This is a genomic window from Bacteroides sp. D22 (assembly GCF_000163675.1).
GTDB classification, from domain to species: Bacteria; Bacteroidota; Bacteroidia; order Bacteroidales; family Bacteroidaceae; genus Bacteroides; species Bacteroides xylanisolvens.
Genome location: NZ_GG774799.1, coordinates 143,225 through 167,259, shown reverse-complemented (window position 1 = coordinate 167,259; position 24,035 = coordinate 143,225). Strand labels below are relative to the sequence as shown.

Below are 24,035 nucleotides of genomic sequence, written 5' to 3'. Positions count from 1 at the left end.
AAAACGGCGCCAGTCTATCTTATTGGCAAGCAGGTATAAGGGATGCCTGGGATTCAGCTGGTCTGTCAAAGAGCTGAACAAGGAGGGCTGAGGGGTGGTCTTGTTTATCATAATAATCTGCAAGTTTTCAACCATAAAGATACAAAAACTTGCAGATATATCAAAGCAATTTATATATTAATATGTTGATTATTAGGCGTAAAAGCACATTCTAAGGGGCGACTAAATAAAACCATTGCACAGTCTCATTTGGGAGAAAAGTACGACGGTATCGTTGTGGCTATTGAACGGAATAATGAATTGATCCCTCTGGATAAAAATACGGCTTTCCAATTAGGAGATCTCGTTTGGATTGTGGGTAACCGCGAGAAGATTAGAGAAATACTGTATCTGACGTAATTGGAATTGGCTACTTACAAAACGGAAAAGTATAAAAACAAGAAAGCATGCTTAATAAAATAGCTTCGATGTTTCTAATACCACATACTGTAATAAAGTCCGGGGTCAAATAAATCACATTACATATAAAACAAAAGAGAGCTGTAAACATTTAATCTACAGCTCTCTTATTTTGATTTATTGTATATTCAGCGATCTTTACTTCACTTCCTCAAAATCAACATTATCTCAGTATGAGCAACTTGCGTACACGTGTTGCAATTATATCGCAAATCCGAAAATAAGCATCCATAAGCAACCACAGCTCTTGACTGCAAAAGTACGATTTTTATTCATAAACAACGTGATGTAAACGCATAAAAATCAAAAAAGAACAGAAAACTATCTTGTTTGCAAAGATAATTATTGAAAATAAACAGCATTGCTATATACTTAAATAATTGAGTTTTTAGCTCACATACCATTCTTACAAGAATATTTTACCAAAGCAATTTTTTATAAAAGTGTTTTTAGATATTCCCTCTAAAAAATGATTTTCTTTATTCTATTGAAACGACACACACTTTTTCCGTAATTCTGAAATAAATTACTTATCACCTTATTATAAAGGCTTTGGGAAAAATTCCCAATTTTGAGGTAACGAGTTAACAATAGTGCTTATTGCTGCACTCTGCTTGGCATTACTTTCAATGTATCTCTCGACAGGAGCAAAGATACATCTTTTCTCGGAAACAACAAAATACATATTTATTTCAATAAGGTTTATCCCATTTTAGTATAGTATCTGTTCTTTCAATACTATTTAATTTTTTCAATCAATGGGCGTATCTTGCTGTCGTATTGGAAATTTCCAAAGTTTATCACTACAAGATTTTTTCTACACCTCGTTAGACCAGTGTATAGTAGTTCATCAAACGCCATATTAAATGTTGTTTCATTTTCGTATTTAGGTTCAATAATAAGAAACACAACTTCACTTTCCCAACCTTTGAACGAGTTTATAGTTGAGATTTTAATTGTACCACTATTCATCCAGAAATGAAGTTTTTTATTTTCGCGGATATTCTTATAATTATAGTTATACACATCCGTTTTAAATAAAGACAGGTCATTATCATAGTGTTTTCTAAAAGCCAAATATGCTTCTATAGAAATGCCACAGGTATTACACTCTTCCTTTAGCCTTTCCTTAAAAGTTTCAGGATATTGTTGGTAAAGATCGTATATAGTAAACAGTTTCGCTATATGCTGCCGCAATTTAATGATGTCATTGTCGTAAAGTTGCGTTCGCTTTGGAAACATTTTTTTACTCAAATGAGTAGTAATATTACTAAACCAAGCAAATCGTCCAAAGTCTTTCCCGAGGAAGTTTAGATGTGTCATATACATTACTTCTATAGTTTCCAGCATACTGTTGCTTCTTTCACGACTGGCATAGCGGTAATAACAATCAAACATTATTAACATTTTGGTTGTATATCCCAATATTGTTATATCATTAGGTGAGATATTATTGGTTTTATTTAAAATGTTACCTCGAATAATATTGTACAATGCAGGTACAGAATTATCATTTGATAAGTACATGTAATTAACATAGCCTTCTTTATCTATCGTAAAATCAAGAGAACCAATTGCTTTATTTTCATTGAAATCATCAATATCATATTTATCTCCAAAAATATTACATTGAAAGGATTGGGCTAGGTCTCTTACCTTAAAATCTGAACGATAACAATATTTTAGTTCATTAACACCACGAATATTTGTTACAACATCCTTTTTTTCTGTTGGTTGACTATATATATTTTGCTTTACGTCCCCAAAAAGTACATAGTCTCCTTGAGAATCACGAAAGAAATTTTTGATAATATCCATCCATGGGCGATGATAATCTTGGATTTCATCAATAAATACAGCATCGTATTTTACGATATTATTTTTGTGTTTGTCAAATAGTGATATATTTGAGTAATAATTTTCGTCCAAATATGATGGTATTCTTTCTTTTGGAATATCATCAGGAATGTCAAATTCAATATTAAGATTATTCAATTCAGCATTAATAAAAGAATGGTAGTTAATAATGATAAAATTCTCTATTGGAAATGTTTCATCGACTCTCATCAATTTATCATGAATAAAATTCTTTAATGTAATATTAAAAGTTAAAATTAGAATACGTGGATTATCATTTCTCTCCAATGCACGTTTATATGCTTGCACAGCTCGGGCAGCTAATATAGTTGTCTTGCCAGAACCAAACACCCCTTTGACACGCTGTTCCAACGTTGTAGAATATATAATGTCACGCTGTTTCAATGAATACCGATATATTTCACCTTGAGATTTAAGGTGGACTGATGGTGAAAGGAGTCGCTTGAAATTTTGATAGATATCATCTTTAAAAAGGAATGATGGATTCCCGGCTACCATGTAACGTCTTTTTAATAATTTATTAAAGAGTTCCTCTTCTAAACAATCGTATCCTAATAAATCGACATTGTATTTCAAGAATGTTTGATATTTCTTATCATCCTTAAAGGGGATAATCAACATATTCTCAAGCTGAATTTGGCTTGCACAATGAAAATAAACTGCACACGAAACAATATTGAAGTGGCGGAAGTCACAAATCTTTTTTTCCAAGAGTTTATCTACATGTAAATCATAGAGATTATTTTTATACTTTAATACTTGGTCAATAGGTGATTTAATAACAGCTCCATTAGGAATATATATCCATTTTTTTCTGTTATCTAATTTAAAGTTATGAAGATTCCAATCTTTTACTTCGATAATCATAACACCGTAATCCTTCCTCATGATAAGGACATCTGGGCGGTCTCCATTAAGAAATGGGTTAAAATATACCTCAAACGAATCGTCTAAGACATTCTTCAAGAAATATAGTAAGGTCATTTCGCCTATAGTAGGCTTTACTTTAAATTCTTGAATCTTCTCTATTGAAGGATAAAATATAGCCATTGTATCTTAAAATACTGTTTATGTAACAATCAACCTAATTACAAAATTAATAAAAATCAAGCATATAGACAGTATTTTATTCTATTTAAAACTACGAATAAAGGAAAAGAGCAAGCATACCCTTCTCCTTTATTCGTAGTTTGCTATTTTTTCTGTATTTCGGCAATAAAATATGCTTGATATATGACAGATTGAATGCACTGAAATTCTAAAGTTCGATTAAATTGCGGATTATCCTCAATCCCAATATATCTATACCCATATCTTAGTGCATACTCTTTGAAGAACCGCATAAGCCCCTGCAATTCTTGGTCTTGTTTTTTAGTAAATCTGCAATACCCAAGAATGATACACCAATCAGGAAGTCCATCTACCCCATCGTTGTACTTCCAAAACCGAATGTAGAGTTTTACAGGCTTGATTCCCACACTTATGCAAAAGCCGTTCATTGTCGCTTGCCAACTATCCATTTCTCACCGTTCACCTCTATGATTTCATCCGTTGTCAGTTCCTTCATATCCACGAAACTGAGTGCAGTGAAGCAGGTGAACACGAATAAGTCTCGAACAAATGCAAGCGACGGATTTTCAAATTCATGTGTCATGATGACCTTTATCTCATCTTCTGTCAGATACTCACGTTATTTTACGTTCGGACTGATATGGAACTCTGCAAACGGATTTCTCGGTATCAGCCCGTTATAATGCGCACGCATCACCACACTTTTCAGCCACATATAGTTGAGCCATATCGTGGCGTTCTTCAAATTATGTTTGGTTGTAAGATAAGCAGCAAACTCCTTGATAAAGTCAGGCGTAAGTTCCAACATGGCCATATCATTTCGCTTATAGAATGCCTTGGTGAAAGCTGCGACATAATTTCTTACCCTTAGCATTACCTTATACGTTCTAATGGTACAGTCTTTACCCGCCCGTTTCATGAAGTTGGTGCAATCTTTATCGAAGGTTTTGAGCAGTGTTTCATACTAGCTACCCATACCTTGATAGACATTGCCCATTTCTGCGGTTATATACGCTTCACGGTCGGATATGCACTAGTAGTACTTGATGATTTGTGCCTTGATATTATCCAAGACAAAATTAATCTCTCTGGCTTCCTTGCTTTTCCCTTTAGCCTTGTTCCCTTTAGCATCCCAAAGTTCTTTCGAGATGTTACATTGCAACTGAACTGCGATACAGTTCCATTAATTGTTACCCTTCCTATGATAGAGACAATTCCTTTTTTCTCTTTGCTGCCATTCGCATAGAACAGCACCTTGAATGTACTTCTGCTCATACTCGTTTTCTATTGCAAAACTAATAATCAACGAGTTAGAGCTTGATAGACAAACCTAAACGAGGCGGAGCAATCGTCACGGTAACTGTTAAAACTGACCTTCGGGCGGGCAATGATTTGAAAACCTAACTGCTTCTATATTCCACTTTTCTTTGCGTTTTACCTTTTTCTCCGTGGCTTCGTCTGTCACCGCAAACACTTTATTAATAAGCCATTCAGTGCCATTTCTCCCTTTTTATTCATTTATTCCTGAAATTTTTCGTATGTTTGTACATCATATTGGGAGATTATACCCAAACAACAATAAGGAAACTATGCAGATACATACCAATACATTGATAGCGGAATGCTCAGCTTACGATTTCAAAGAAATGTTGGAACGTAAGAAAGTGAAGTCATGGCTTAAATCGGTATCGGCTTTTGCCAATACGGATGGCGGCAGTTTGTTCTATGGAGTGAACGATGACGGAGAAGTTGTTGGTTTGGAGAATCCACAAGCCGATGCTGATTTTATCAGTGAAATGATAAAGGCACGACTTGACCCTGTACCGGAAGTTCAACTTATTCCGATAGAGCACGAAGTACATACTTTACTTGAAGTGAAAGTAAAAGCTGGAACACTTACACCTTATTATTACTATCAAGATGGAACACGTACCGCATATGTACGAGTTGGCAATGAAAGCGTGGAGTGCAATTCGCAACAACTTCTTTCATTAGTGTTGAAAGGCACACACATGACATGGGATTCATTGCCTACCCAAGTGGATGCCAGCAAACATTCTTTCATCATCCTTGCCAATACCTTCCGTGAGCAAACCCATCAGGAATGGAATGACAAATATTTGGAATCATTCGGACTGGTCACGCCAGACGGTAAACTGACCAATGCCGGATTGCTGTTTGTGGATAATTGCACCGTATTTCAATCACGTATTTTCTGTACTCGTTGGACTGGACTCTATAAAGATGATGCCATCAGTTCCGTAGAACATCGGGCTAACCTCGTGTTATTACTAAAATACGGCATGGACTTCATCAAGAACTATACCATGAGCGGCTGGGTGAAGATGCCAAACTATCGCCTTAACCTACCCGACTATTCCGACCGTGCCATCTTCGAAGGATTGGTAAACCACCTTATCCATCGGGATTACACCGTAATGGGCGGTGAAGTACATATCGACATTTACGATGACCGAGTAGAACTAGTATCACCGGGCGCAATGCTTGACGGTACGCAGATTCAAGACCGAGATATATACAAAGTGCCGTCCATGCGCCGTAACCCCGTCATTGCAGACATGTTCACACAGTTGGACTATATGGAGAAACGTGGCTCCGGCTTACGCAAAATGAGGGAACTTACGGAGAAACTGCCTAATTTCCTGCAAGGAAAAGAACCACAATATCAAACGGAAGCGACCTCTTTCTACACCACTTTCTATAATCTGAATTGGAATGAAAACGGAAGAATACCTGTTGAAGAAGTAGCCAACAGGGTAAATAGCACCCTCGAAAAGTACCCTGTAAACGAAGAAAGTTCGGAGAAAAAGTACCCTGTAAACGGAAATAGTACCCTCGAAAAGTACCCTGTAAAACGAAGTGCCAATAAGCCTGTTGGTAGAACAGCTCAACGTATTATAGATATGGTTATATCTAACCCGATGATAACTCGTGAGAAAATGGCAAATGAATTGGGGATTTCTTTGGATGGTGTCAAGAAACAGATAAAGAATCTTCGAGATAGAGGCATTCTCATCCATGAAGGTTCTGACAAGGCAGGTTATTGGCGCATAATTGTTAAACCATAAACCGAACAATAAACCTATGGGAACATCTTTCATACCATTCAGTGCAATAATTGCCGTTTTGATTATCGCCTTTTTGTTTGCTTCCTTGCCGCAAATAAGCCACAAAACGCGATACAGAGTGCTTTATGCAATAGCTATCATCATGCTATTTGCCGTGATTCCTATCAGTGAGTATATGGCTGAGAATACCAAAAATTCAAACAGCAATTATCTGCTTGTTCTGATATTTGATGTTGCAGTAGGTTATTTTTGTATGTACATTGCTGCATTGCTAAAATTCAACGTCCTTAAACGAAAGAATCAAGCATTGGAAAATGCCTTGACCGAAAAGCAACAAGAAAATATAGCAATCCTATTGGAACATCAGAATGAAAAGCAACAAGTACTTCAGCAAAGAGAACTTGAATGGTTAGCAGATAAAATCAAGATGTTCACTGAGGAAGAACAGAAAGCGATTCTTGCCAGTGCTTGCGCATTTGCAGAACACGGTTTGATAATCACTCCCTCAATAACCATTCAACTCAAAGATACATGTAGTCAGCAAGATCTTATGTATTTTGTTTGTTCCACCTTTTTCAACATGGGCAAGAAACGTAGTGATATTGTAAGTTTCTTATCTCAAGTCTTTCCGCTTTACTTTCCTGCAGGAGAAAGTGTATTGGCTAAAAAGATGCCGGGATGGGAAAGAGTAAAAGAGAGAAGGGAGAAAGAATGTAATTAGCGTATGTTTTCAAACCATAGAATAGAATTAAAATGAATAATACACTTATAGATAATTCCATAGAAGCACTTTCAATGACAGCAACATTGAGAAAATGCTTAGCCATTGATGGCATTAAAACAGTCAGTATTGCCACTGGTTATTGGGATATTCCCGGTTTAGCTATACTACAAGAAAATTTGAGGTCTTTCATTGAAAAAGACGGAACAACACTTCGTTTACTTATAGGTAAAGACCCTTATATATACGCAAATCAATTAAAGTCACCTAAATATAAAGATGCAAATTATCCACTGGACTTCATAAAGACTGATATCCACGAACTTAATGTTACTGAGGAATATAAAGATGCTATACGTCTGCTTCTTGATTATTGTACGGAAAACAATGATTCAAAGATTCAGATTCGTGTGTTTCGAAAAAATGAAAATGACGAAACTCAATTTTTACATTCTAAGTGTTACATCTTTGATGGAAAGTCAAACGGCATTGGTATTGGCATCGTGGGAAGTACAAATTTTACACAAAAAGGATTACAAGGTAACGCAGAATTAAACTATATTGAAACTGCTCCAAATCAAGTGTTATCGCTTGATAAAATACCAGGTAATAAATCTCATTTGATATGGTTTAATGAAAAATGGGAAATATCTGAACCTTGGAACAAACAATTCTTAGAACAAATCCTTAAATCTGCACCTATAACAGATGACGTTGAAAAAGAACGCGAAAGTGAACAACAATTATTCACTCCATACGAACTATATATCAAATTGCTACAAATTAAGTTTGGTGACATTGTAGACAAATCACTCGGACAACAGATAGAAACTTATCTGCCAGCGAACATCCACAAACTGGAATATCAAATAGAAGCTGTAAAGAGGTGTATCAGCATTATGCACGAACATGGTGGCTTTATGTTGGCAGACGTGGTGGGACTTGGCAAGACGATTATCGGTACGCTCATCATCAAGCGTTTCTTGTCCGTACCAGAAGACGATGGACGAGAACGTAAAGTATTGGTCATTACTCCTCCCGCCATTCAATCGGGTTGGAAGAAAACTATAGCCATGTTCGACAAAGATTCTGACGAGAAAATTACGCCATACATTGACTTCATTACAACTGGACGCATCGTAAATGTTGCCGAAGATGAGAGCTTCGAAGATGACGATGACGACAGCCGCGATTCTGGCGATTTTGGTGGAACACTCCAAGAAAAGAATTATGGCTTTATTGTGATTGACGAAAGCCATAAGTTCCGCAACAGTACCACATTGATGTACCAGTCTCTTGATGAACTGATACAGAAGATTTGTTCTAATACAGGGATATATCCATATGTGGGTCTTCTTTCTGCCACACCGCAGAACAACCGACCAAACGACTTGAAGAATCAGATTTACCTTTTTGAGAGAAACCACAATGACAGTACATTGAAGAAGGCTGAAAGTGGTAATATCGAAAGGTTCTTTGCTGATGTCAACCGAGAATATGAATTGCTGATAGATAGAAGCAACGACATACCAACAGATGAGCGCCGCCAACGCTTGGATGCCGTATCAAAGAGACTGCGTGACTGCGTGCTAAGTGATATTTTGGAACGCCGAACAAGGACTGACGTTGAGAAGTATTACGAAAACGATATAAAATCACAAGGTTTGGTCTTTCCGAAAATAATTGGGCCTAACAACCTTGAATACATCATGGACAACGAGTTGGCACAACTCTTCTCTGATACCATGACAATTATTGCTCCTACTGCGGAAGATAAGTTAAAGACTGATGAGTGGCTAAGATATTTCCGTTATCGTGCTATTGAATATTTTACTGATTTTGCCAACGAAAATAAATATAAAGGTAGAGGAAACCGTAGTGTTAGTGATGTAGCAAAACAGCTCGCAACCATTATGCAGATTCTTCTTGTAAAGCGTCTTGAAAGTTCATTTACGGCTTTCACCCAGTCATTGCTGAATTTGCGTCGTTATACCGAGAATATGATTAAAATGTGGGAAAACGACACAATTTTCGTTTGTCCGCAAATTGATGTGAACAAAGAACTTGACTATGAAGCCAAGACATTGAAACGTGGTAAACGTGTTTCGTTTAATGATTGTGTAGAAGACATTAGATCCAAGATAACGAAGTTAACGGAACAAGGACGTAACGAGAAGGGACAGAATGCAGAATATAAGCGCAAAAATTTCAAGGAAGAATACTATATTCAACTGAAAGAAGACTTCCGACTCATTTCTAATCTCTATGATCGATGGGCGAAAAACCCGCAAGACCCGAAATTTGATGCTTTCAAAGAGAATATCAAACCAGAATTGTTTAATCCACAAAAGAATACCTCTGGAAAATTAGTTATCTTCTCGGAAGCTATAGACACGGTACAATCGCTTGCGAGAGCGGTAAAGGCAAAGGGCTATAAGGCACTTGTCATTACTGCTGCCAATCGTGATGAGATGGAACATACGATTGAGGAAAATTTTGATGCCAATTACGAAGGTGTCTGGAAGGATGACTACAATGTTATCATTACAACAGAGGTCTTGGCAGAAGGTGTGAACCTCCACCGTGCCAATGTTATTCTGAACTATGATACTCCTTGGAACTCCACTCGCCTGATGCAGCGCATAGGTCGTGTAAATCGTATCGGCAGTAAAGAGCCTTTTGTCTATGTCTATAACTTCATGCCAAGTGCAGAAGGCGATGCGCAGATTCAGTTGGTTCGCAAGGCACATACCAAGTTGCAATCCTTCCACGTCCTATTCGGTGAAGACAGTAAGATTTTCTCGGAAGAGGAAAGTGTGGTACATTACGATATTGCCAAAGCCGTTGACGGTGAGGAATCACCTTTGCAGAAGTATGTATATGAACTAAAACAATACAAGGATACTCACCCTGAACGTTATCTGCAAATAGAACAAGCTAATGAAGACTGGCAGATAGCACAGGCTGCAAGTGGAACGGCATATTTCATAGTAAAAGCACCACACTCTGCAAGGCTTGCAATTAGAATACGTACAGAAGCCGAGGGTTTGTATAACTCCAAAATAATTTCTTTGCTTGAATTGCTTGAAGATATGCGTGTGGAAGAAAAGGCCAAACGTGTTTCATTACCAGATAACTGGCAACAGCTTTCGGCAGAAGCCATAAAGACTTATAACCAATACTTTGTCCGCATCAACAAGTCAAGGGCTGGTGACAAGGCTACGGTTGCAAAAGAAATACTAGTGAAAATTAACAACATACTTGGTTTATCACCACAATCCAAGATTTTGCTGAAAAATGCTCGTAAATTTATTGACCGAGGAAGTTTTGATATTATCAAAAAAGTATTGGCTATTGGTCAAGAATTAGAAGAGCGGGATTCACGTCTTTTTGCCATAGAGCAACAAGATATTGACGAGATTCTGGAGCGAGAAATCGGCAAACTCGTAGCCCATGTGGAAAGTAAACAAGGCGAAGCATCTATTGTATTAGGAACCATCAAGTAAACAAACAACCCCATGAATAAAGAGTCATTAAAAGAATATTTAAACAGCCGATATCAAGGCTGGAGTTCGTTCCTCAACAATGTTATTTTTCCCATTTTCGGTGAAGAAGACTTTGAGGATGGTTTTGAAACAGAGCTTTTGGAGAGTCTGCCCGAACGAAGACAACTGGCAGAAGCAACGGGAATACGCAGCATCAAGCAAGTTGGAATGATGTATGTTGGCGTTGAACCTTTGCAAATTTTCGACGTGACAGTCAACGACCGGGTTATGATGGAGCGTAACCGTGTGAACATTCAACGGCTCATCCGTGCTGTCATGGATCAGTTCTCTTGTGCCTTCATGCTGTTCCATTACGAGGATGATACTCGTTGGGATTGGCGTTTCACTTATTGTCGAAAGAGCGGTAACAAAGAAGAAACTACCGACAGCAAACGTTATACGTTCCTGCTGGGGCCAGGTCAGTCATGCCGCACGGCAACTGACAACTTCATGGCTCTATATGACAAAAGGAATTCTCTTGAAATTAAAGACATCGAAAATGCATTCAACGTTGAAGCTCTTTCTAAAGAGTTCTTCGGGAAGTACAAGGCTCAATATGAAGATTTTGTCAATTACATGGTTGCCCCTGCCAACGGAATGCGTCAGCACTTCATTGATACAGACTTTGACCATACGGGTATGACAGCCGACAAAATTCGTGACCGTGAGGAAAAACCCATTCGTGATTATGTAAAGAAACTTCTTGGACGCATCGTGTTCCTGCACTTCCTCCAGAAAAAAGGCTGGCTTGGCGTTCCTGCAGGCAAGGAATGGGGCGAAGGCGATCGTGATTTCATGCTGAATATTTTCAAGAATGCGAATGAAAGTCAGAAGGAAAACTTCCTTGATGACATATTAGAAGACTTGTTTGCAGAAGGCTTAGACCGTAACCGTTCAGATCAGGGCGACCTTTACGACACAAAAGTAGAAGGTTTCCGTAACTGTCGTATTCCATATTTGAACGGCGGTCTGTTTGAACGTGACATCCTTGACAAGAAGCCCAGTCATTTTCCTGCCAGCTATTTTAATAGCTTGCTGACAATGCTCTCGCAGTACAACTTCACCATCGATGAAAATGACCCTAATGATGCAGAAGTGGGTGTTGACCCCGAAATGCTCGGACGCATCTTTGAAAACCTGCTGGAGGATAACAAGGATAAGGGCGCATTCTATACGCCGAAGGAGATTGTGCAGTACATGTGCCGTGAAAGTTTGATAGCATATCTGCAAACAGACATGAGGGAAGAGGATAAGGAATGTATACGTCAGTTTGTGACAACTCACGATGCATCCCTGCTGGGCGAACTGAAGGAATACATTGATCAGAAACTATGCAATGTGAAGATATGTGACCCTGCGATTGGATCTGGTGCTTTTCCAATGGGATTACTGCGTGAACTATTCTTCTGCCGTTCTGCCATTGAGCCAAACATCATAGAGAATGCCGCAAACATCAAACGTCACATCATTCAAAACAACATTTATGGAGTTGACATTGAACGTGGAGCTGTGGATATAGCCCGTCTGCGTTTCTGGCTCTCACTGATTGTTGACGAGAAGTCACCAGAGGCTCTGCCTAACCTTGATTTCAAGATTATGCAGGGAAATTCCCTTCTGGAGCAATATAAGGGCGCTGACCTTTCAACGATGACAGAAAAGAAGGTTGGTAGTGAACATAGCATTACGCTCTTTGACACTATGTTAGATGTGTATCGCAAGAACCTACGCGACAAACTCGCAGAATACTATGTTTGCCCTGAACATGACAAAAAGGCGCAGTTGAGAAAGGACATCGCAGATATTGTAAAGCAGGAGCTCATTGAACAAGGTATTCATATCGATTTTGAAGATATGGACTTGTCTGCTAACAGTCAGTTCTTCCTTTGGCATACATGGTTTCATGATGTTTTCTCACGACCTTCAAATGGGGGCGGCTTCGACATCACCATTGGTAACCCACCATACATTAGTGCGCCGACACAGATAGCATTACCAGAATTGAACGAACAGCGGCAGCGTATAGTGGCAAGCAAGAAGTACAAATCGCTTAATGAGAAGTGGGATTTGTATGTTCCTTTCATGGAACTTGGTATGCAACTCCTATGCCCCAATGGAGTATTCTCTATGATTGTTCCATATCCCTTGACAAATCAAAAGTACGGTAAGAAACTTCGTAAGATGATTGCAGAAGAATATCATTTGTTGGAGATAGCCGACCTAAACGGTACAAAGATTTTTGAGAATGCCACAGTGAGTAACTGCATTCCATTTATTCAGAACAGTCAACCAGAGGGTAAACTTCGTATCACAAAAATCTTAGAGGACAAGACCATCCGTGAAGTGTTAAGCAAATCTCCAAAGGCATTAAAGCAGGACGAGAAAAATTATGTTTGGAACTTGACAGAGGAGGAAAGAACTGGAAACCGCTTTGTTAATATGAATATATTGGGCGACTTCTGCTATATTAGTAAAGGTATGGTGGTTAACGCCCATGAGAACATTGAAAAAGGTGCTTTCAAGAAAGAAGATTTGATTAGTTTACATTTTGATGATGTACATAGCAGAAAGTATTTGGAAGCAAAAGACATAGATAAATACCAAGTTCGACGTGTGCGTTATCTCGAATGGAACACAGAACGTTGCCCAAACAAATTAAGTCGTCCGACTTTTCGTGAGTTGTATGACTGTCCAAAACTTATTATGAATTGTTTGGGAACTATCAACGTAACAATTGACATAGAGGAACACTTTCTACATAATCACTCTATCTACTGCGCAGTTCTTTGGAAGGACTTGAAAGATGTTAGCAATAAGAGCATATCTTCAAGCATCAAGAAATTCTGCAAACATAACCGTGCAAAAATGGAAATCCTGTCTGGAGAGGTTAACCTGTATTATTTGCTAGGCATTCTCAATTCCTCGATGGCTAACCAGCTGTTAGCAGACCAACGAGGCGGTGACTATCACATATATCCAGAACACATTCGCAATCTTCCAATCCCTGTTCCGCAAAGAGAAGTACAAAACGCTATCGGCGTAATTGCAAAAGAGATTCTACATCGTCGAGAAGAGAATCTTGATTACTCCGAATTGGAAGAACAACTTAATGGACTTGTAACAGCATTGTATCAATGACATATTGTTGACCCTCAAAAGAGGGCTTCGATATTGTCATCGGCAATCCACCATACGGTGCTAAATACGACAACCAAACAAAGAGGTATTATAAGAATACGTATGTGACGGCAAATAGCATCCAAGGATTACAGAAGGGTTCTCTTGATACATATACACTATTCATAGAATTGGGATACAATCTGCTTAGGAAGAATGGAAGTTTTGCTTATATAGTACCAATATCCTTGACATCAAGTGATTCCCTCACAGGCGTACACCGTATTTTGATGGGAAACTGTGATACCATACACATATCATCGTATGCAGTACGCCCCAAGCCTGTTTTTGAGAACGCTTTCGTAAACACTTCAATATTACTTTTCAAAAAGACAGAAACACCTTGTCGGCATCTTTACTCAACAAAGATGCACAGAAGAGGAAATGAGTTTGATTTACAAAAGCTTATTGATAACTTACAATTTGTTGATGTGAAAGGGCAAACACTTTATGGTCGTATTCCAAAGATAGGTTCTGAAATAGAGAAAACCATCTTAAACAAACTCTTCAACTATACAAGGTTGGGGTCTCTTATCAAGACTTCAGGGAGTCCAATCATATACAGGTTTGCAGGAGGGCGATACTTCAAAGTCGTAACAAATTATAGTATCGGTTCATCAGCTGAGCGAACTATCTATTTTGCTAATTCCAAAATCGCAGATGCTGTTGGATGCATACTCAGTAGCAATTTGTCATTTTGGTTCTATCAGATTTTTTCTGATAATTTGAATTGGAAGACATACGAAATAGAGAATTTCACAATTCCGCAGCTTTCAACTAAGGATATTGAGTATCTTGACGGGTTATATTCTCGTTATCTTTCTGATATAGAGGCTAAAGCTAATATCAGAACAACATCTGGAGAGTCCACCTATAATGTTGATTCATTCAAGGAATACAAGATTGTACGCTCCAAAGCAATCATTGATGAGATAGATGATTATATCTGTCCGCTATACGGATTGACGCAGGAGGAAACCGGCTTCATAAAGAATTACGAATTGGAATTTAGGTTGGCAGGAGAATAATAATGGAAGGCATTTAGCCTTCCACTATTTTTATCTCGTCCTCGGATAGTCCGTAAAGGTTATATACAAGACGGTCAATTTCGCTTTCTGTAGAAGAAACATCGACTTGTTTGTTTTTTGCCTTAGCATTAAGGATGCTTTCTACCTTTAATGCGATTTCTTTCTGCTGCTCTTTTGTTCCTATTGCAATCGGAAGTACTTCTATTGTTGCTGCTTTAAGTGTGTATGCTCCACCTGCTGTCATCACACCAATAAAACGAAAGTAATAATGTAACAATTTACTATTCAACAATCCAAGAATAAACCTTATGGAAATGGTTTCAGAAGTCAGAATATAAGCATTGCTCGGCAAATAATGTTGTTCTGTATCTAGTGCATATGCCCATTTATCAGCAGTTAACCCCCATATAATCTTTTCGGATTTTTCAAATTCAAGATAGTATGCTGTATTATCCAGAATTTCAAACCATTTATAGGTGCCAGGTTTACGTCCTTCCGAACTATCATCTGGCGTTTTTGGTTTAAGATTATTATAAAAGGCAAACAAATGAGTTTTTATAGATGGGAAGTCCTCTATATCAGTTCCTCTCCGAGTAAAGATTAGATTATCTTCACTTTCATTGTAATACCACTTCCTGATATTACGCCCCTGCAGCATATTCTTAATAACTCGCTTGTTCTTAATGTCCTCTGCTATTAGTTTATCACGTTGCTCATTCGATATGATAAATGCAGGATTATAGCCAGTTGTTACTCCCCTATATATCTTCACGCCCTTAACTTCCTTCAAAATCAAATGACTTTTTTCAATTTTCTCCTTCAACATCAACTGACTCATATCAGAAAAAGACCATTCTTTTTCATTGAGATAGTCTTGTGGATAGACACCAAACATATTTTGCCGTTCAACAAATTGCCGCTTAAACTCTTGAAACTTAAGTTTGTAAAATTGCTCGTAAGTAAAGATGCTTTTGGGTATCTTGTTTCTCTTAGAAATATTAAAGATGACACTTGACACCAAAACATTTTCAAAAACCTCTACTTGCTCGAAGTTGAGTATGATGTTGATGTGTTGTGAAGAAAGTTGTCTTCTAACTTTCTCACCATAGCCTGTGTTGAAGAATTTATTGGTGGTGATATATGATATTATTCCCTTCTCGGCAAGGAGATTCACCCCCAACTCATTAAAATATATGCTCAAATCTGCCGTACCTGAATATATTGCAAATTTTTCTTTAAGAATACTTGTGATGTACTTTAGTTTTTTCGCTTCGACATATGGTGGATTGCCGATGACAATATCGAAGCCCTCTTTTGAGGGTCCCCACCTGCGAACCGCCTGACCATGTGCCACCTCCGTACCATCCGTTCCATGAGTCTGTGTAATCGCCGAGCGAACCGCCCGAAGAAACGGTGTATGATGCTCCCGAGGCGATGTCAGGCGTACTGAAGAAGAATGCCGCGCCGCTCATCGTCCGGGGGAACTCAAATGTCAGAATTGGCGTTTCCGAACTGTTCAACACGCAAATCTTCGATCCCTTTGTAGCGGATACTCCGTTATAGTCCACCGACCGCTGCGTACTGGATATGGAGGGAGTGGATTGCAAGGTTCCACCCAGGCTGATGACCGTGCCGCCGTTGATTCTGAAACTGTTGCTGTTGTCGCAGTCTATACCACTCTCCGGTGCGGATGTCCCTACGCCGATGACCAGTCCCCCGGAAATGACCAGCGAACCATTGGAGTCGATACCATCGTTGTTGCTTGCATAGGCATAGACTTTTCCACCGCTGATGTTGATGGCCGAGGCGGCATTGATGGCGTCGTCATAGGCATACGAGTATACCTCTCCGCCAGTGACGGTCAGTGTCGCCTTACTTTCCAGCCCCTCCGAACCGTCGCTTACTCCCGTAACGGAGATATTCAGCTTGCCGCCGCTCACGGTAATATTGCCGTCGGTTTTTACCCCCTTGGGCGAGGAAGTCAGGCTCTGCGAGTAGTTATACTTGCCGCCCGTGGTCGTCACGGTCGTCTCTCCGCCTGATACGTGGATCTCCCCGTCAGCATTGATACCCTTTCCGCCCGTGCCGGTACTTTTCAGGGTGTGTGTCCCCCCGGAAATGATGACATTGCCGTCCGTCTTGATGCCGGCGGACGAGGAAGTGTCCTTCTCGTCTGCATCGTAAGTTGCATTCCCGGAAGTGTTCAGCAGGAGTCTCCCACCGGCAATTTCGGCATCCAGATCGGTCTTGATACCCTTGCCCGCTGTGGACGACACGTTGGCGTAAATCAAACCTCCAGCCATATATACACCGATCTTGTCGTCTTCATCACCCTTGACATGGATGGCGTTCTTCGCTGCTCCCGTTACGGCAATCGTAACACCGGGACGCATGTAGAGATAACCATCGGTGACGATGCCGTGCTTGTAGTTGCCTTCCACTACCAGCACACCTGTACCGCTGAAAATCAGGTTGCCCTCGCTGAAGAAACATCCCTTGCGGTCCTCGCTTACCGAACTCCCCCCGTTGAGATAACGGGGCTCCTCCGAATAGGACGCAGCGTCGGTCAGACAGTTGGTCGTGCCTTCCGTCAGATGTACGAATGCACGCTTCTTACACTGGTCGTTAATGGCGGGTCCCTTGCCCGAGGTAAGTTCCACGCCCGAGAGCGTGAGCTTGAACTTCTTTTCCCCGTAGATTTTCAGCTGCCCATCATCGCTCTTTCCGGAAACCACGATCTCCACATTCTTCACCGAATAGGTTAACATGTCGATGGTAACATAGGCCCCGTCCGTGTAATATTCCACAGAGGTGTCGGAAGTAGTCACCGTAGCCGAACTTCCCGAGTAGACAACATTAACGGTCACGCCACCGTTATCGCCGAACCCGTTCGCTTCCCAATAAATATCCTCGTCCGCCCCTGCGATATCCATTGCCGCATCGTCCGCTTTCTGTCCGTCCCAGCCGATTATAGTGGGGTCGAAATTCGGCGCGTCGCCGTCATCGCTGCCATTACCGCCACCCGGTAGGTCCCCGGGAACCATCTCCCGCTCCTCAAAGTCGTTGTCCGTCGTGCAGGACGAGAATACTGTCCCTAGGACAAGCGTGAGGGCTACCGTCACAAGTACGGCCATTCTTTTCATACTATGTCTCATAACCATATAATTTTCTTTATTTACATTATTTACATTAAAGCCTGAACGAATAGCCTACGCCTATGACATGCCCGTTCGTGTCATCGTCATCGCTCTGGTCTATGTAGCGGTAGAACACACTTACCGAATGGCGCTTGTTGAACTTGTAGTCCGTACCTACCGTCCAGCGCGTTTTCTCGTACGCAAAGCCGGACAGGGAGTTATATAGTTCGCAGGAGGCGAAGGGTATGAAGCCGCTTTTACGGATGTTATACTCTGCCTTCAGGCGCGAGCGCAACACATGTTTGTGCGATGCTTCGATCAACTCGTCCGCCTTCATCGAACCGTCGTCACCGTCCCGCTTGGGCACGGTCTGTTCCGTACGATAAGTGTATTGGTAGCGTTCACGCAAGGAGAAGGTGAATCGGTTCCACGAGTAGCTGCCCGTCAGGGCGAAAGATGCGCGGTGGCGGGGCTGCCAGTAATCGGAGACGATATTTCCTTTCTTAGTTATACGGCTCTCGACATGCTTGTGTATATATGTGTATCCCGCCGACATCTTCAGCCAGCTCCACAGTTTGTAGTCCAGCCCCGCCGAGGCAGCCCAGCGTTCTGTCCCGTCCAGCCCGTCCGCCGTGCGAAACTCGCCCTCGACGTATCCCGACAATCCCTTTGCCAACCCGAATTTCATCCCGGCTGATGTCCACAGGCCCTGGGCCCGCAGGGCCGGTGCACCCATACATAAGGCTGCTAGCAATAATATAATCCTTCCCTTTCTCATTATTCTGTCGTTTTAGGTAATTTCATCAACTGGTCCACCGTATTGGTATCCTCACCATCGGCGGCATAGTAGACCCTTAACATGGCCGTATCGTGCAGGAAATCCATCGCCCCGACCTCAACCCTGACAACCGTGAGTCCGGTACGCCGTTGCAGGTCCCCGACCAGTTCGGCCCTGCGACTCGGCAGGACAAGGTCTATACGGTCATAGAGAACCAGCTTGCAGGAGACGTGGCTGATCCATCGGTTGTCCTCGGACACGCGTATGAACACGATAAAGATCAGGTTCGTGACCACCAACTCGGCGTAGCTGAGCGTCACGGCCAGCGCATTGATGACCGAGAGGGCGATGAGCACGAACAGATAGGTCATCTCACGTACGGGCATCGACTCGGTACGGTAGCGTATGATGCCGAAAATGGCGAAAAGTCCCAGGGCAAATCCGATTTTGAGCTTGACACCTCCCAGCAGGAATATCAGGAAAAAGACGCTCACGCTGATGAGCATGAACGTGAAGTAGTAGTCCCTGCGCCTGCTCTTGGGATAATAAAGGAAATGGATGATACACCACGTGACAAGGGTGTTGAACGCGAAGCGCAACAACAGCTGCCACATATCAACCATGTCCACCAAAGGTACATCCATAAATTCTAATTCGTCCATAATCATTCTATGTTTATCTGTTAAGTATTGTTGTTGTACTAGTGCGGCAGGCAGGATACAGCAGGCGGCGTATCATCCGCAGCCTTGGCTTCAATCGGTTCTGCTGGAGCTGCCGGTCAGTGAGCGCCATGCCCACGCAGTACTTGCTGAATCCGGCCGGATGGATGTGCAGTGCGTGCAGCATCTCCCCAGCGGGCGAGCGGGTATTCCCGTCGCGTTTGAGCTCTATGATGACAAGTCCTTCCAACGAGCACCCGCACCTGGTGGACACGTTGGAGAAGCATAGTCCGGTGTCGATGGTGAGACGCTCGGTCAGGAGACGATTGACCAGCGTGATGCGGCGAAAACGGTTCCGCACCTGGGGGGCAAGGCTTTCCGGCATGTAATGCGAATGGGTCCGGATGAAGTCCGAATACGGCATGATGTCCTCACCGGTACCGGTCCAGGGAATGCGTTTCTTGTCCGTACGCCCACGATTGTCTTTATCCTTGATTTCCAGGAACGCCGTGCCCGAGTTTTCGTACACGCGCAGACGAATCTTCTGCCGTGCCTTGCGACCTCTCTGGTGCTGGGCGAACATGTCACGGTCGGGGGTGTCGAAATAGCAGGTGTAATAGGGTATGTCACATAACCCGCCGATCTGTTGCACACTGTACTCCCCGCCGGCCATCTCCAGCAGTCTGACAAGATATGGTACGGTCGTGACGTACTTCGTGTCGATACGGTTCATCAGGCGCACCCGTGACATCTCATCTAGCGAGATGGGGGCAAATCCCTGCAATATGCTGTTGATCCTGTCCATATTTTTAATATTTGGCCATTAATTTACGGATCCAAAGGTAAACGGATCGGCATACGCGCACAAAAAAAATCTGCCAACGGGACTTTATTGCCGGCAAATGCTGGCGGAATATACGCCGTTTGGCAGAGGAAAACGACGGTTTGGCAGATTTAATTTTGCTGTTTTTGATGTTTCACGCTATTTTTACTTTCGAAAAAATTAAATTACAGACATATGGATATTAGAAGACAGTTTTGGATGGTCGTATGTGCCGTACTCTTCGTTTACGGCGGCACAGTCACGGCACAGGAGGTGGACAAGGACATGCCCGGCCGGCAGGAGAAACATTATAAACCCGTGCCCCTCTCGCCCGAGAAGTCGGCACGGCATACCACCGACCGCATGGACTCGCTGCTTGACCTTACAAAGAAGCAGTATGACAAGCTCTACAAGCTGAACCTGAAATGGGCGCGTGAAGACGCGGAGAATAAAACGGCAATGCCCCGCACGGGCGGCAGGCCGGAAGGGGCACCGGACTTCGGGAGGGGCGGAGGCTTCAGACAGGGATTGCACGGGAACCGTCCGCCCGAAGGCATGGACCGCCGTCCTCCCCGCGATTTTGCACCGTCAGGCGACAGGGAAAAGATGGAGAAACAGCGCAAGAAGCGCGAGAAGAAACTGAAGAAGGTGCTTACTGACGAGCAGTATGCCCGCTGGACGGAGCAACGGCGACTGGCCGTACCGGAAGGCAGAAGGGACAGGAAATGACAGTTCTTTGTATAAAGACGGATAAATGGCAGTAAGAATGAAGATCCCGGCTTCCCGTTCATACGCGTGGCTTGTCTATGTCATCCTCTGGGGGATGGTGTGGGGATATCCCGTATCCACTGCTCTGGTGGTAGCTGTGAGGGTGGGTAGTGCTTTTTCGTGGGACGGTGTCCTGCACTCTTGGGCGGCCATACTTCCCTTTTTCCTGCTCTTCCTGATCCACCGCCTGCCGGTGCGCTGTCTGTTCATGCATCACCGTGTACAGGTCTATGTCCTCTCCGTGATAGGACTGCTCTGTCTTTTCGGACTCTACCGCTACTATTCGGACATAGAGAAGCCACGCGTGTCATCCGTCCAGGAACACCGTGTGCCGCCCCACGGACGGCCTCCCGGTGGGAAACCCTTTCCGAACAGGGATGACTCAGAACGCGGGAAGAATACCGCAGGCGGTGAACTGGAAATTCCCGCTTTGCGCCCTTCGCATCCCGCCGGACACGAAGAGATACCCATGCCCTTGTTGCTGGATTTCGTGATCGCCGCCCTGATGCTGGGCTTCGACTTGGCCATCGCCTTCTTTTTCCGCTACCAAGAGGAGCAGGAGAAGGCACGCAGACTGGAAGCTGCACACCTGCAGCACGAGTTAGAACATCTCAAGACACAAATCAACCCGCACTTTTTCATGAACATACTCAACAACATACATGGGATGATAGAGATAGCCCCCGCCAAGGCGCAGGTGATGATCATGGAATTGTCGGGACTCATGCGCTACATGCTCTACGAGGGGGCGAAACCTCGCACCCCGCTGTACAAGGAGATGGATTTCATCGCAGGTTACGTAGAACTGATGCGCAAGCGCTATTCCAGCCGGAAGGTGCGCATCAGCCTCGAACTGCCCGAGGGAAACCGGGAGCGTATCCTCCTTCCGCCCCTGCTGTTCATCAGCATCATTGAGAACGCCTTCAAGCACGGCATAAGCTACCAGACCCCATCTTTCGTGGAAATACGGCTGTATATGGAAAAGGATACGCTCCACCTCGACTGCACGAACAGCATCCACAGGTGTCCTCCGAAGGACGGCTGCACGGGAGGTATAGGCCTTACCAACCTCCGACAGAGGTTGCAGCTGCTCTATGGTAGCGGCTTCACGTTGGACATCACGGAAAAAGAAGAAAAGATCTATCAAGTAAAACTGATTATCCCTTGCGAATATGATACAGATACGATGCATGGCCGTTGATGACGAGCCGATAGCGCTGGAGAAATTGGAGAGCTATATCCGCAGAATACCGTTTCTTGAACTTGTGGCACTGTGCGACTCCCCCATGGAAGCGGTACAGGTGATGATGGAACGGCGGGTGGACGCTTTGTTCGTGGATATCAACATGCCCGACCTGAACGGCATGGAGATGGTCTCTTCCCTGCCTGATCCGCCGATGGTAGTTTTTACCACCGCCCACACGGAATACGCGGTGGAAAGCTACCGCTTCCCCGCCGTAGACTATCTACTGAAGCCCTTTGATTTCACGAACTTTCAACGTGCGGCAGGCAGGTTGCTGAAACTGGCGAAAGTTTCCAACAGCATGGCAACCACGTCCGATGAAGACTATTTGTTGGCCAAGGACGGATACAAGTATGTCAACATTCGTATTGCTGGTATACTCTACATACGGGGAATGAGGGATTACGTGAAGATACACACCGAAGAGAAGAAGCCGGTCATCGTCAGTACTTCAATGTCCCAGATAAAAGAGAAGCTCCCGCCCTGCTTCCTGCAGGTGCATCGCTCTTGGATTGTCAACATAAGAAAGGTGAAGGAGATAGAGCGCATGCGCATCGTTATCGGAGAGGAACGGATTCCAGTAGGCGACAGTTACAGGCAGCAGCTTATGGAGTTCTTGCGACTGCATTCCTTAGACAAGTAGGAAAAAGTGTACAGGAGCATGACAAATAGCGGAAATATTTGATTATATCCTAAAAATAATAGAAACTTAAATTGACAAGAAAATGAAACTGAAAGGAAACAGGTTAGTAAAATGTTTGTGTCTGGCAGCAGTTATGACGGCGGCAGCCGGAAATGCCGGAGCGCAAGACTTAAAATCAGTGTTGAGCGGTGTGTTGAAAAGCGTGGTGGGCGACAAAACGACCACGGAATCCTCCATTATCGGTACATGGACGTATGTCGGACCGGAGTGCCGGTTCGAAAGTGACAACCTTTTGGCAAAGGCCGGCGGAGAGGTGGCCGCCAAGGAAGTGGAAGAGAAAATACAAGCGGTATACGAAAAGGTAGGGATGGACGGTTGTCAGTATACCTTTAGCGAAGACGGCTCCTATTCGTGCACCATCAAGGGCAAGACCTCCAGTGGAACCTACACTTTCGACAGCGACGCCAAGACCGTAACGATGAAAGGAAAGCTCGGCATCAAGATCGTGGCATACGTGACCGTCACCGGTGAGAGCATGAGCTTTGTCTTCAAGGCGGACAAACTGATGTCCGTGCTGAAAACCGTCGCGAGTACAGCATCAAGAGTCAATTCCACGGCATCCACGATCAACAGCATCGCGGACTCGTATGACGGGTTAAGGCTGGGCTTCGAACTGAAGAAGTGATGAATTGGGTTTATTTGCAGGGAGATGTGTGTGAATCGTAACAACTGTAAATGTCAGTTCCCGGGATTTCCAACGCCTCCCTAAAGGCGGACCTATTGGCAAGAAAAAATGCGTGTCCAGTATCCTCGTTATAGACGAGAAAGAAAATAAAACCTATCTCGTTATGAAATATGTACTTTTGCAAACGGATTGACAGGCTATGTAATATTTTCTATTGATAGGAAACATTGTATTTTGTACGCACTCTTATAAACTATAACAGGGTATTCACGCGAAACACCGCCCGTATTTCGATGTGGGCGGTGTCTTCTATATTATATCTATGAATCAGGTA

At 42.8% G+C, this 24,035-nt stretch carries 14 protein-coding genes and 3 pseudogenes; 10 read left to right on the top strand and 7 right to left on the bottom strand.

Annotated elements, in window-relative coordinates; genetic code table 11:
- Window positions 1-222: 222 nt before the first annotated feature.
- A pseudogene (locus HMPREF0106_RS25725) lies at window positions 223-399 on the top strand (cation:proton antiporter regulatory subunit); the annotation flags it as partial.
- Window positions 400-1,197: 798 nt separating this feature from the next.
- On the opposite strand, the gene HMPREF0106_RS18660 reads toward HMPREF0106_RS25725, so the two are convergent.
- Together HMPREF0106_RS18660 and HMPREF0106_RS18665 are read right to left on the bottom strand one after the other, a co-directional pair.
- The gene (locus HMPREF0106_RS18660) at window positions 1,198-3,387 is read right to left on the bottom strand and encodes a nuclease-related domain-containing DEAD/DEAH box helicase (protein WP_009039271.1); all 2,190 of its coding nucleotides are present in this window, start codon (window positions 3,385-3,387) and stop codon (window positions 1,198-1,200) included.
- A gap of 451 nt (window positions 3,388-3,838) precedes the next feature.
- A pseudogene (locus tag HMPREF0106_RS18665) lies at window positions 3,839-4,683 on the bottom strand (phage integrase SAM-like domain-containing protein); the annotation flags it as partial.
- Window positions 4,684-4,997: 314 nt separating this feature from the next.
- On the opposite strand from HMPREF0106_RS18665, the gene HMPREF0106_RS18670 reads away from it, so the two are divergent.
- From HMPREF0106_RS18670 to HMPREF0106_RS18690, 5 genes and pseudogenes are all read left to right on the top strand, one after another.
- The gene (locus tag HMPREF0106_RS18670) at window positions 4,998-6,497 is read left to right on the top strand and encodes an ATP-binding protein (protein ID WP_032851075.1); all 1,500 of its coding nucleotides are present in this window, start codon (window positions 4,998-5,000) and stop codon (window positions 6,495-6,497) included.
- 16 nt (window positions 6,498-6,513) lie between these two features.
- Window positions 6,514-7,218, top strand: coding sequence for a hypothetical protein (locus tag HMPREF0106_RS18675; RefSeq protein ID WP_009039269.1), 705 nt, complete (start codon window positions 6,514-6,516; stop codon window positions 7,216-7,218).
- Between the two features lie 32 nt (window positions 7,219-7,250).
- Window positions 7,251-10,724: a helicase-related protein gene (locus HMPREF0106_RS18680; protein ID WP_009039268.1), complete on the top strand. Its 3,474-nt coding sequence runs from the start codon at window positions 7,251-7,253 to the stop codon at window positions 10,722-10,724.
- A gap of 12 nt (window positions 10,725-10,736) precedes the next feature.
- On the top strand, window positions 10,737-13,898 hold the full coding sequence (locus HMPREF0106_RS18685; RefSeq protein ID WP_009039267.1) for an Eco57I restriction-modification methylase domain-containing protein: 3,162 nt from the start codon (window positions 10,737-10,739) through the stop codon (window positions 13,896-13,898).
- A 29-nt stretch (window positions 13,899-13,927) separates the two neighbouring features.
- Window positions 13,928-14,965, top strand: a pseudogene (locus HMPREF0106_RS18690) (Eco57I restriction-modification methylase domain-containing protein); the annotation flags it as partial.
- A gap of 13 nt (window positions 14,966-14,978) precedes the next feature.
- Here the strand turns inward: HMPREF0106_RS18690 and HMPREF0106_RS18695 are convergent.
- Genes HMPREF0106_RS18695 through HMPREF0106_RS18715 form a run of 5 tightly spaced genes read right to left on the bottom strand, consistent with a single transcriptional unit; the run spans window position 14,979 to window position 20,344 of the window.
- Window positions 14,979-16,319 (bottom strand): Eco57I restriction-modification methylase domain-containing protein, encoded by a 1,341-nt coding sequence (locus HMPREF0106_RS18695; RefSeq protein ID WP_009039265.1) that lies wholly within the window; start codon window positions 16,317-16,319, stop codon window positions 14,979-14,981.
- A complete protein-coding gene (locus HMPREF0106_RS25720) occupies window positions 16,201-18,108 on the bottom strand; it encodes a carbohydrate-binding domain-containing protein (RefSeq protein ID WP_157133790.1) in 1,908 nt (635 codons plus the stop codon). The genes HMPREF0106_RS18695 and HMPREF0106_RS25720 overlap by 119 nt, the downstream gene beginning before the upstream one ends.
- Window positions 18,109-18,154: 46 nt before the next feature.
- Window positions 18,155-18,880, bottom strand: a complete 726-nt coding sequence (locus tag HMPREF0106_RS18705) for a DUF2490 domain-containing protein (protein ID WP_009039263.1) — start codon at window positions 18,878-18,880, stop codon at window positions 18,155-18,157.
- The gene (locus HMPREF0106_RS18710; protein WP_032851074.1) at window positions 18,880-19,542 is read right to left on the bottom strand and encodes a DUF4956 domain-containing protein; all 663 of its coding nucleotides are present in this window, start codon (window positions 19,540-19,542) and stop codon (window positions 18,880-18,882) included. Before HMPREF0106_RS18710 ends, HMPREF0106_RS18705 begins: the two co-directional genes overlap by 1 nt.
- 13 nt (window positions 19,543-19,555) lie before the next feature.
- The gene (locus HMPREF0106_RS18715) at window positions 19,556-20,344 is read right to left on the bottom strand and encodes a polyphosphate polymerase domain-containing protein (protein WP_009039261.1); all 789 of its coding nucleotides are present in this window, start codon (window positions 20,342-20,344) and stop codon (window positions 19,556-19,558) included.
- Between the two features lie 213 nt (window positions 20,345-20,557).
- Here HMPREF0106_RS18715 and HMPREF0106_RS0124395 point away from each other — a divergent pair, with 213 nt between their 5' ends.
- The 4 genes from HMPREF0106_RS0124395 to HMPREF0106_RS18725 all read left to right on the top strand — a co-directional run bounded on the left by HMPREF0106_RS0124395 (window position 20,558) and on the right by HMPREF0106_RS18725 (window position 23,701).
- Window positions 20,558-21,091 carry a hypothetical protein gene (locus tag HMPREF0106_RS0124395; RefSeq protein ID WP_009039260.1) on the top strand — a complete coding sequence of 178 codons (534 nt, stop codon included), beginning with the start codon at window positions 20,558-20,560 and terminating at the stop codon, window positions 21,089-21,091.
- A 25-nt stretch (window positions 21,092-21,116) separates the two neighbouring features.
- Entirely contained in the window at window positions 21,117-22,331 is a 1,215-nt protein-coding gene (locus tag HMPREF0106_RS25380; RefSeq protein WP_009039259.1) for a sensor histidine kinase, read from the top strand.
- Entirely contained in the window at window positions 22,303-23,016 is a 714-nt protein-coding gene (locus HMPREF0106_RS18720; protein WP_009039258.1) for a LytR/AlgR family response regulator transcription factor, read from the top strand. Before HMPREF0106_RS25380 ends, HMPREF0106_RS18720 begins: the two co-directional genes overlap by 29 nt.
- 82 nt (window positions 23,017-23,098) lie before the next feature.
- Window positions 23,099-23,701 (top strand): DUF4923 family protein, encoded by a 603-nt coding sequence (locus tag HMPREF0106_RS18725; protein WP_009039257.1) that lies wholly within the window; start codon window positions 23,099-23,101, stop codon window positions 23,699-23,701.
- Window positions 23,702-24,035: the final 334 nt, after the last annotated feature.